Annotated in this window: 10 protein-coding genes and 1 other annotated feature; all 10 genes read right to left on the reverse strand. The window is 27.7% G+C overall.

Annotated elements, in window-relative coordinates; genetic code table 11:
- The 10 genes from Q1J78_RS06965 to Q1J78_RS07010 all read right to left on the reverse strand — a co-directional run bounded on the left by Q1J78_RS06965 (nucleotide 1) and on the right by Q1J78_RS07010 (nucleotide 10,328).
- Entirely contained in the window at nucleotides 1–672 is a 672-nt protein-coding gene (locus Q1J78_RS06965) for a potassium channel family protein (protein WP_334304944.1), read from the reverse strand.
- 31 nt (nucleotides 673–703) lie between these two features.
- Nucleotides 704–2,071, reverse strand: coding sequence for a TrkH family potassium uptake protein (locus tag Q1J78_RS06970; RefSeq protein WP_300276018.1), 1,368 nt, complete (start codon nucleotides 2,069–2,071; stop codon nucleotides 704–706).
- A gap of 226 nt (nucleotides 2,072–2,297) precedes the next feature.
- Nucleotides 2,298–2,654, reverse strand: a complete 357-nt coding sequence (rplT, locus tag Q1J78_RS06975; RefSeq protein WP_300276003.1) for a 50S ribosomal protein L20 — start codon at nucleotides 2,652–2,654, stop codon at nucleotides 2,298–2,300.
- Between the two features lie 69 nt (nucleotides 2,655–2,723).
- Nucleotides 2,724–2,921: a 50S ribosomal protein L35 gene (gene rpmI / locus Q1J78_RS06980; protein WP_006440755.1), complete on the reverse strand. Its 198-nt coding sequence runs from the start codon at nucleotides 2,919–2,921 to the stop codon at nucleotides 2,724–2,726.
- Between the two features lie 28 nt (nucleotides 2,922–2,949).
- A complete protein-coding gene (gene infC, locus Q1J78_RS06985) occupies nucleotides 2,950–3,477 on the reverse strand; it encodes a translation initiation factor IF-3 (RefSeq protein WP_330683284.1) in 528 nt (175 codons plus the stop codon).
- Nucleotides 3,478–3,679: 202 nt separating this feature from the next.
- Nucleotides 3,680–4,546 carry a methionyl aminopeptidase gene (locus Q1J78_RS06990; RefSeq protein ID WP_300276009.1) on the reverse strand — a complete coding sequence of 289 codons (867 nt, stop codon included), beginning with the start codon at nucleotides 4,544–4,546 and terminating at the stop codon, nucleotides 3,680–3,682.
- 238 nt (nucleotides 4,547–4,784) lie between these two features.
- Nucleotides 4,785–5,582: a pyrroline-5-carboxylate reductase gene (gene proC / locus Q1J78_RS06995; protein ID WP_300276011.1), complete on the reverse strand. Its 798-nt coding sequence runs from the start codon at nucleotides 5,580–5,582 to the stop codon at nucleotides 4,785–4,787.
- A gap of 924 nt (nucleotides 5,583–6,506) precedes the next feature.
- Nucleotides 6,507–8,423, reverse strand: coding sequence for a threonine--tRNA ligase (gene thrS, locus Q1J78_RS07000; RefSeq protein ID WP_300276013.1), 1,917 nt, complete (start codon nucleotides 8,421–8,423; stop codon nucleotides 6,507–6,509).
- Between the two features lie 80 nt (nucleotides 8,424–8,503).
- Nucleotides 8,504–8,729, reverse strand: a binding site (T-box leader).
- Between the two features lie 107 nt (nucleotides 8,730–8,836).
- Nucleotides 8,837–9,439, reverse strand: coding sequence for a DUF445 domain-containing protein (locus Q1J78_RS07005; protein WP_300276015.1), 603 nt, complete (start codon nucleotides 9,437–9,439; stop codon nucleotides 8,837–8,839).
- Between the two features lie 133 nt (nucleotides 9,440–9,572).
- On the reverse strand, nucleotides 9,573–10,328 hold the full coding sequence (locus tag Q1J78_RS07010; RefSeq protein WP_300276017.1) for a DUF6873 family GME fold protein: 756 nt from the start codon (nucleotides 10,326–10,328) through the stop codon (nucleotides 9,573–9,575).
- Nucleotides 10,329–10,546: the final 218 nt, after the last annotated feature.

Raw genomic sequence — 10,546 nt, forward strand, 5'->3', positions numbered from 1 at the left:
TTATCTTCTCCCCACAGTTTCAATATTCTGATTGATTATATCTCTAATACTTGAGTTTTTACCTATTATAACTAGAATATTTCCACCTTCTAATTTTTCTTCTGGGGAAGGAGTTACATTTATATCTTTTCCACTCTTGATAGCTAGTACTGTTATTTCATATTTTATTCTAAGATCTAATTCTATAAGAGATTTTCCCATCCATTTTTTTGGAACAACAATTTCTACTATAGAGTATTCTGGATCTAATTCTATATGGTCTAATATATTGTTTGAAACTAAATTGTGTGCTACTCTAACACCCATATCTCTTTCTGGGAAAACAACTCTGTCTGCACCTATCTTATAAAGAACTTTTGCTTGCAATTCATCTTTAGCCTTACATATTATCTCTTCTACACCCATTTCTTTTGCTATAAGTGTAGCCATTATAGATGCTCTTATATCAGAACCTATCGCTATTATAGCTACATCAAAATTTCCTAATCCTAATGATCTAAGTGCCCGTTCATCTGTAACATCTACTATTGCTGCATGTGTTACTTTATCTGAAAGATTTTGTATTATATCTTCATTTTTATCTATTGCCATAACTTGGTGTCCTAATAGATGCATTGTAGATGCAACTGATGCACCAAATCTCCCACATCCAATTACTATATATTGTTTTATACTCATTTTATACTCTCCTAAAAATATAAATTTATCCTACTATTAATCTTCCCTCTGGATATCTGACTGGTTGAACTTTTTTAGAACTTCCTGACATAAATGCCATAAATATTGTAAGGGATCCAACCCTACCTGCAAACATATACATTATAATAAGCAATTTTCCTATTGGTGTAAGTGTTGGACTACCACCTATACTAAGCCCTACCGTAGCAAAAGCTGATACAACCTCAAAGGCTGATGCTGTCAATGTGTAATGATTTTGTGTTGCTGATAATAAAAATGTTCCTATCACAACAAAACTTATCCCAACAACAAATATTACCATTGCTTTTCTTACAGTAGATAAACTTATTCTTCTTTCATATATTTCTATATCAGCTTTACCTAATATTAAGCTTTTTACTGATAATAATAACGTAGCTATTGTTGTAACCTTTATACCACCACCTGTAGATGCTGGAGCTGCCCCTATAAACATTAATATTATCATTGCAAACAATGTACTTTCTCTCATTTTTGTAAGGTCTATAGTATTAAATCCAGCTGTTCTAGATGTAACCGATTGGAAATAAGCATTAGAAATTTTTTGCATTAAAGGTAAATCACCTAGTGTTTCTGGTCTATCAAATTCTATAGCTAAAATAGTTATTGTTCCTACTATTATAAGTGATAATGTTGTAAAAATAACTACCTTTGTATGTAAATTAAATTTAGAATATTTTTTTTCTCTAATTATATTCAATAATACAGGGAATCCTAATCCACCAAATATTATTAGAAGTGATATTGTTATTACTACTACATAATTATTTTGGAAATACATAATAGATGTAAATGCCCCTGATGTTGAACCCATAAGATCAAAACCAGCATTACAAAATGCTGAAATAGAGTGGAATAACGAATACCATAATCCTTTTACAAATCCAAACATAGGAATAAATACTGTTGATAGTATTATCGCCCCTATTCCTTCTATAGCAAAGGTCATCATAAGTACATATCTAGTAAGTCTTACTATCCCCGAAAGATCCCTTTGATTTAATGCTTCCTGTATTAAAAGCCTTTCTCTTAAGTTTATTCGTTTTCCAGTTATAAGAGCAAACATAGTTGTAACTGTCATAAAACCTAATCCACCTATTTGTATAAGCATTATTATTGTTAATTGTCCAAAAAAACTCCAATATGTTGAAGTATCTACAACTACTAATCCTGTAACACAAACAGCTGAGGTAGCTGTAAATAATGCATTTAAAAAACCTATACTTTCTCCATTTTTTGTAGATATTGGTAAATTAAGTATCAATGCTCCTATAAATATAACTGTTGCAAAGCCTATTACCATAACTTGTGTAGGTTGCATACCACTTCCATAAGATGCAACTCTTTTGAGCATAGTTTTCAATTTATTTCAAACCTCCTGACTCTTATCAAGTACATATATTTTCTTAAAATAATTTTAAATTCTAATTAAATTATTTAAATATCATTTATATATTATATTCTAATTTAGAATTAAAAACAACCTTATCAAATATAATCAATGTTAAGTATTTTTAATAAAAAAAGACTGCTTTGCTTTTGCAAAACAGTCTGTATTTTATAGATTACTTATTTATAAATTAAGCTAATTTAGCTTTAGCAACTTCTACAAGTTTAGCAAATCCAGCTGGATCCTGTATAGCCATTTCAGATAACATTTTTCTGTTAACTTCAACACCTGCTAATTTTAAACCGTTCATTAATCTTGAATAAGACATACCGTTCATTCTAGCAGCTGCGTTTATTCTCTGTATCCAAAGTTTTCTGTAATCTCTTTTCTTTAATTTTCTACCTATGTATGCATTTCTTAATGCTTTCATAACGAATGCATTAGCTGGTCTATATAATTTGCTTCTAGATCCTCTGAATCCTTTTGCAAGTTTTAAAACTTTTTTATGTTTTTTACGGGCATTCATACCTTTTTTTACTCTTGCCATTAGTCTTGTCCTCCATTATTTATTATTTTAATTTTTCTTGTATTTTCCGTTTCAATTTATTAATAGTTCTTATTTGTATGGTAATAACTGAGCTATTCTTCTTGCATCACCTTCAGAAACTAAAGTTGACTGTCTTAAGTTCATTTTAGTTTTTGCAGATTTTTTAGTTAATATATGGCTTTTATAAGCTTTAGCTCTTTTTAATTTTCCATTTCCTGTTCTTTTTAATCTTTTTGCTGCACCTCTATGAGTTTTCATTTTTGGCATGACAAAGTTCCTCCTCTCGAATATTTATCTATTTTTTTGGATCTATTATTACAACCATATTATTCCCTTCGAATGTAGGGGCTTTTGCTGGTTCTCCAAACTCTTTAACTGCTTCGATGAATTTAAGCATTACTTCTTTACCAAGATCTTTATGACCTAATTCTCTACCTCTGAATCTAAGTTCTACTTTAACTTTATCTCCTTTTGATAGGAATTTCATAGCCTGTTTAGCTTTTGTATTAAGGTCATTTTGTTCTATACCTGGTCTTAATCTAACTTCTTTAACATTAACTGTTTTTTGTTTTTTCTTAGCTTCTTTCTCTTTTCTAGCCTGTTCATATCTATATTTTCCATAGTCCATTACTTTACAAACAGGTGGTTTAGCATTTGGCGAAATCATAACTAAGTCTAAATTTTTGCTATTTGCTAATCCTTGAGCTTCTTTTATAGGCATTACTCCTAACTGCTCTCCATTTGAAGAAATAACTCTTACTTCTTTTTCTCTTATCTGTTCGTTTATTGCGACTTCCTTACTAATGGTAGTCCACCTCCATATTTATATTTAAAAAAAGGCGAATGATAATTATCATCCGCCATATAAGTTCTCATAACTAACTAAGCTTTTAAAAAAGCTTTAAAACTCATATTAACTCTTACTAACTTTCGTTGTAAGGTGAGAAACGGATTTCTACTTGTTTTTTAACTTACTTGTTTACTATATCATCTTTTTATAATTAATGCAAGTATTTTTTTTATTTTTATTTAGTTATTATTTCTATTCCATCATTTGTAACTAATATTTGATGCTCCCATTGTGCTGAAAGAGAGTCATCTGCTGTGTATACTGTCCATTCATTTTCATCATCAACATATACATCATACTCACCTTCATTTATCATAGGTTCTATTGTGAAAATCATTCCAGGAACTAATACCATTCCTTCTCCTTTTTTGCCAACATGAGCAACAAATGGATCTTCATGGAATTCAAGTCCTATTCCATGTCCTCCAAAAGCTCTAACTACAGAATATCCATTTTTTTCTGCAACCTCTTGCACAGCAGCTCCTATATCACCAAGATGTCCCCAAGGTTTTACAGCTTTTATACCAGCCTCTAAACATTCTTTTGCTATATCTGTTATCTTGTCTGCTGCTTCACTAACTTTCCCTATTTTAAACATTCTTGATGCATCTGAAAAGTATCCATCTTTAATAGTAGATACATCTACATTAACTATATCTCCTTCTTTTAAGATAATATTTTCATCCGGTATACCATGGCACACTTCATTATTTATAGATGTACAAACACTCTTTGGAAAACCTCCATATCCTAAAGGTGCTGGAGTTGCACCATGTGAAACTGTATAATCATACACTATCTTATCTATATCAGCAGTACTCATTCCCGCTTTTATATTTTTTGCAACTTCATCAAGAACTCCTGTATTTATTTTACCACTTTCCTTTATTGCATTTATTTCATCTTGATTTTTAACCAAAGATTTTGGTGGCATTATATGTCCCTGTGTAGCCATTTCTCTATATTTTTCATCAAATTCCATATGGCATTTTTTATATTTTAATCCGCTTTTACACCAACATTTATCATTTCTATTTATCATTTATATCTCCTTCCTTTCTTAAATAATTTATATACTACACTATTATTTTAACACTTATTTTTAATATGTGAAGATTTATATAAAATTTTTAATTGTTCTAATTGATTTTATATCTCAATTAATTTTTATAAAATCTATTAGAATAATTAAAAATAGGAATAATTTCTTATTATTCCTATTTTTATCATTATTTTTATTTAATTCAAATTTTATACTATATTTTTATAGAATTAAACTTTTATTTTAATGACATATCCTTTTCCATAACTGCACTTACAGCTTTTTCTACTGTACTCATGAAATTATTGTCTTGTAATTTACAAACGCCTTCTATAGTTGTTCCACCAGGAGAACAAACTTCATCAACTAATCCAAATGGGTGTTTACTTGATTCCATCACCATTTTTGCAGAACCTAAAACTGAACTTGCTGCTATTTCTAATGCAACATCTTTTGAAAGTCCCCATTTTACTCCTGCTCTTGCTAAAGCATCTATATACATATAAGTAAATGCTGGAGATGCACAACCTACAGCTGTAAATATTGCGAAATTTTTTTCTTCTATTTCAACTATACTTCCTATTTCACCAAACATAGCTTTTACTATTTCTTTTTCTTCATTCGTTACATTTTTATTACAAGTAAAACAACTTGTAGACATTAATACCTGTGCATTTACATTAGGCATTACTCTTATTATATGCACTTCTTCTCCTAAATTTTCTTGTAGATAACTTATCTCTTTACCTGCTGCAACGGATACTATTAATTGATTTTCTTTTAATAATTTTTTTACATCAGGTAATACTACTGGTAATACTTGTGGTTCTACTGCTAACACTATTACATCAGATTTTTCCATAAGTTCTTCTATTGAATAACAAGTTGTTAAACCATATTCTTTAGTTAGTTTTTCAACTTTACTAGCTGTTCTATTATACCCTAAAATATCTTCATTTTTGAAAGATTCTCCTATGCACATCCCTTTCATTATTGCAGATGCCATATTCCCAACACCTAAAAATCCATATTTCATATAAATTTCCTCCTCAAATATATTTTTATTATCTATAATTATATCACAACACTAAACCTACTACTACTAAAGTCGTATAAACAGATACATCAACTTCTCTTCATAGAATCACAGAAATTAAAATGGTGATTCCAAATAATTTTAATAAAATAATGTTGAAATATACATTCTTAAAATAAAAATTTAAGGTTTAAATCATATAATTGTTTAATATATTTAGTGTAGCTTTAAATAAAAAAGAAGGCTTTCGCCTTCTTTTTATATTATTTATTGCATATATCCAACTTTAAAATATTTATTATTCATAATCTTCATTAGTTTCCATGTCTATATGATCACCTGAATCAAATAAAAAGACATTTTGAGGTTTGAATATAATAAATAAGGCTAATAATATTAATATAGTAATGAGTATCTTTTTAATTATTTTTTTCATACATAGTTCAACCCTTTCATTAGTACTTTTCTTTTCAATATATTTAGTATTCTATCAAATTAGATATTTTTTTATAAAGAATAAACTATTCATAAAGATTTATACTTTTTTATATTACTTTTTTATACCTTACTTAATTAGGATAATTTTTATCCTTTTAAAACGATAAACACATCTAAAATTACATCCTATTGTTATTATTAATTTTAGCTAAATCATAGAAGATTGTTTTTTGATTTTATCAATTTTGATTCAGCTACATTTTATATCTAATTTTCAATATTATAGTTAGAATACTGTCTTTATTTTAACAATTATAACATAAAACATATCAACTCGCAAGAAAAACGTTATTTACAAATATATCATAGTTATAATCTATAAATATAAAATTTATTTTACTTTGTTAAAAACTACTTTTAAAAAAAATAGAGTGGATTTTATAATCTCACTCTATTTTTATTTATCAATTTATATTTTTTAATGGACTATTCCATTACTATATTTTCTCTTGTTCTAACTTTTTCTTGTACATCGTTTATGAATTTAGATAATTCTATATTACCTAATTCACCTTCTTCTCTTGATCTCACAGATATATTATTTTCAGCTTCTTCTTTTTCTCCTACTATTATCATATATGGTACTTTTTCAAGCTGAGCTTCTCTTATTTTAAATCCAACTTTTTCTACTCTACCATCAACTTCTACTCTTAGTCCATTATCGAATAATTCTTTTCTTACTTTTTCTGCATATTCAGCATATTTATCTGATATTGGTATTATTTTAACCTGAGTAGGAGCTAACCAAACTGGGAATTTTCCAGCATACTGTTCTATTAAGATTCCTATAAATCTTTCTATACTACCAAATGCAACTCTATGTATCATTACAGGTCTATGTTTTTCACCATCTTGTCCTATATATGTAGCATCAAATTGTCTTGGTAACTGCATGTCTAGCTGTATAGTACCACACTGCCAAGTTCTTCCTATACAGTCTGTTAAGTGGAAGTCTATTTTTGGACCATAGAAAGCTCCGTCTCCTTCATTTATAACAAATGGAAGATTTAATTCTTCTAAAGCTCCTCTTAATCCATTTTCTGCTGCTTCCCATTCTTCATCTGATCCCATTGAGTCTTCTGGTCTAGTAGATAATTCTAAATGATATTCAAATCCAAATGTTTTATATATACCATCTATTAAAGATATTACACCTTTTATTTCATCTCTTATTTGTTCTGGTAACATGAATATATGTGCGTCATCTTGAGTAAATGCTCTAACTCTCATTAATCCATGTAATGCACCTGATAATTCATGTCTATGTACTCTACCAAGTTCAGCAACTCTCATTGGGAAATCTCTGTATGAGTGCATATCGCTTTTATAGTATAACATTCCACCAGGACAGTTCATAGGTTTTATGGCAAAATCTTCTTCATCAATTTTTACAGTATACATGTTTTCTTTATAATGATACCAGTGACCAGAAGTTTCCCATAATTTTCTATTTAATATTATTGGAGTTTCTATTTCTACATATCCAGCTTTTCTATGTACTTCTCTCCAATATTCTAATAAAGAATTTTTAAGAGCCATACCTTTTGGTAACATTAGAGGGAATCCAGGTCCTTCTTCTGGTATCATAAATAATCCTAATTCTTTACCTAATTTTCTGTGGTCTCTTTTTTTAGCTTCTTCCATCATATGTATGTATTCTTCTAAATCTTTATTTTTTTCAAAAGAAACTCCATATATTCTCTGAAGCATTTTTCTATTTTCATCTCCACGCCAGTAAGCTCCTGCAACACTTGTAAGTTTTACTGCTTTTACTTTTTTAGTAGAAGGAAGGTGTGGTCCTGCACATAAATCTGTAAAATCGCCTTGTTTGTAGAATGATATAACCGCATCTTCTGGTAAATCTTCTATTAACTCAACTTTGTATTCTTCGCCTTTTTCCTTCATTAATTTTATAGCTTCTTCTCTTGGAAGTTCAAATCTTTCTATTTTTAAATCTTCTTTAGCTATTTTTTTCATTTCTTTTTCTAATTTTTCTAGATCTTCAGGTATTAAACTATGATCTAAATCTATATCATAATAGAATCCATTATCTATAGCTGGTCCTATTGCAAGTTTTGCTTCTGGATATAATCTTTTTATTGCTTGAGCTAATATATGAGATGAAGTATGTCTAAAAACTTCTCTTCCTTCTTTGTCATCAAATTTAAGAAGGTTAACTGAACAGTCTTTATCTAATACTGTATCTAAACCTACTACTTCTCCATCAACTTCTGCTGCAACTATATTTCTAGCTAAACCTTCACTTATTGACTTAGCAACATCAAGTACTGATACACCTGATTCATATTCTCTTACATCATTTTTTAAAGATACTTTAATCATATTTGCGTCCTCCTCTTTATATAAATTCTAATATTAATTGCTTTATTAATTTTAAATAATAAAAAAACTCGTCCCATAAATTTTGGGACGAGTAATCTCGCGTTTCCACCCAAGTTGATATATTTATTAAATATATCCTCTTGAAGATTATAAGGTAATCACCCGAATACTTTCACATATGAACATGCTACTAAATTCAGCTCCAAGCTAGTTTTCAGATAACTCATTTCTTGTAGACTCTCAGCCTATGATCTACATTCTCTGGAAGATGATTTTTATCTTACTCTTTCTCTTCATCACTAATATAAAACTTTCTTTTATTCTATCATATAGATTTATACATTTCAATATAAAGATTTTAATTTTCTGACATATTATTTTTAACAATATTTTAATTTTACAATTTTTCTTTTTTATATAAACAATGTAATTATTCCTTGTACTACACCTATCATAAATCCTAAAAATAATCCTAACACTTCTATATGCTTTAATTCTTTTTTAGCTATTTTTACTGTCATCTCTTCAAGATATTCAATATCAAAATCATTTATTCTTTCTTCTATAATTTTTTCAATATCTACTCTTTCTTTAGCTTTTTCAATAAATTTAACTTCTAGTTCATCTACTGTATTATCTACTTCTTTATCTATTATGTCTGATATATAATCACTTATTCTAGAAAGTATAGATGATGGTAAAAACATAGCTTTTTCAGAGATAATATTTTTTATTTTAGAATTTATATATTCAGATATTTCTTTTTTATCTTCTTCTTTTATTATTCCATCAAATATATCATCTTCATTTAATAATTCTCTTTTAACTGTTTCTGCAACATTTTTTGCAAGTTCTTCTTTTCTTTTTGGTATAAGTCCTCTTATCTCAAAATTTATAATTGGTATTTTTATCGCTTCATATGGTTTAAAAAGCATTTTAATTGCAAGAACATTTGTAAGATATCCTATAAATCCACCTATAACCGCCATAAATAATATTCTTAAAAATATATTCATAATTATTCACCTTTTCCTTATTATAATATTTTATCTATTAGTTAAATTTATATAGAATTATTTATCAAGATATTATTATATACCCTTATACATAAATATTACAACTTTAATTTATTTTAATATTAAATATTCCTTAATATCCTATTGGTATTATTGAGCCTAAGTCAACTAATTTATTATTTGATAAAGATACTGTTTTAATATTTTTACTATTTAAGAATTCTTTTATTTTCTCAAAATCTGGATGATTTTCTATTTTACCTAAAAATGCTATTTCTTTATCTGAAATCTTTCCACTACATCCTCCTATAAATCCAAAGTTCATATCAAATAAATCTATATTACCATTTTTTATGAGTAAACAATCTATATCTGCACAACTTTCTTTTATCGATTGTACTATTCCTTCATCTGAAGTAATTATAGAATTATTATCAACTACACATATAGAACACTTTGAGTAACCTTGTTTTATATTTATTTTTTCAAATCCCTTTTTTTCTATATAATCCAAAACTTTATTATCTGTGTATTTAAAATTATGTATTGCATACTTTCCTACAATACAAACATTATACGCTATATCATTTGGGTATTTTCTGCTAAGTATTTTTTTTCCTTTTTCTATTTCTATATTATAATCTTTCAGTATTTCTATATATTTATCGTATACATTTGGAGATACTATTATCTTTCCATCACCACAATTAAAAAATTGTATATCTGGATGATATGATATTGCATTATAAACCTCCAGACATTTTGGCGTTTTTATAGTCTTTATACCTATTTTATTCAAATTTTTTTCTATATCATTTGATACTCTTGCATCTATTATACAAGTACTTATTTTCTTTTCAACACAAAATGAACTTTTAACATATTCCATCAAATCACCTCAAAAAATAAAAGGCAGTTATAGTAATCTGCCTTTTATAATATTCATATTTATTTTCTATTTAATGCATTTAAGTATATTTCTTCTTCCTCATCATCATATACATTAAATATTACTTTTAAATCTTTTTCTGGATTTTCTTTTAACCATATTCTTACTCTATCTATTGCTAATTGTGCTGCTTCTTTTTTAGGGTATCCTGATGACCC

Origin of the sequence: Peptacetobacter sp., from assembly GCF_029264495.1 — a bacterium.
Lineage (GTDB): Bacteria > Bacillota > Clostridia > Peptostreptococcales > Peptostreptococcaceae > Peptacetobacter.

Excerpts from the sequence above, each read along its gene's own strand:
- Q1J78_RS06970 (WP_300276018.1), bottom strand. The coding sequence starts at position 2,071 with ATGCTCAAAAGAGTTGCATCTTATGGAAGTGGTATGCAACCTACACAA.
- rplT (WP_300276003.1), bottom strand. The coding sequence starts at position 2,654 with ATGGCAAGAGTAAAAAAAGGTATGAATGCCCGTAAAAAACATAAAAAA.
- rpmI (WP_006440755.1), bottom strand. The coding sequence starts at position 2,921 with ATGCCAAAAATGAAAACTCATAGAGGTGCAGCAAAAAGATTAAAAAGA.
- Q1J78_RS06990 (WP_300276009.1), bottom strand. The coding sequence starts at position 4,546 with ATGATAAATAGAAATGATAAATGTTGGTGTAAAAGCGGATTAAAATAT.
- proC (WP_300276011.1), bottom strand. The coding sequence starts at position 5,582 with ATGAAATATGGATTTTTAGGTGTTGGGAATATGGCATCTGCAATAATG.
- thrS (WP_300276013.1), bottom strand. The coding sequence starts at position 8,423 with ATGATTAAAGTATCTTTAAAAAATGATGTAAGAGAATATGAATCAGGT.
- Q1J78_RS07005 (WP_300276015.1), bottom strand. The coding sequence starts at position 9,439 with ATGAATATATTTTTAAGAATATTATTTATGGCGGTTATAGGTGGATTT.
- Q1J78_RS07010 (WP_300276017.1), bottom strand. The coding sequence starts at position 10,328 with ATGGAATATGTTAAAAGTTCATTTTGTGTTGAAAAGAAAATAAGTACT.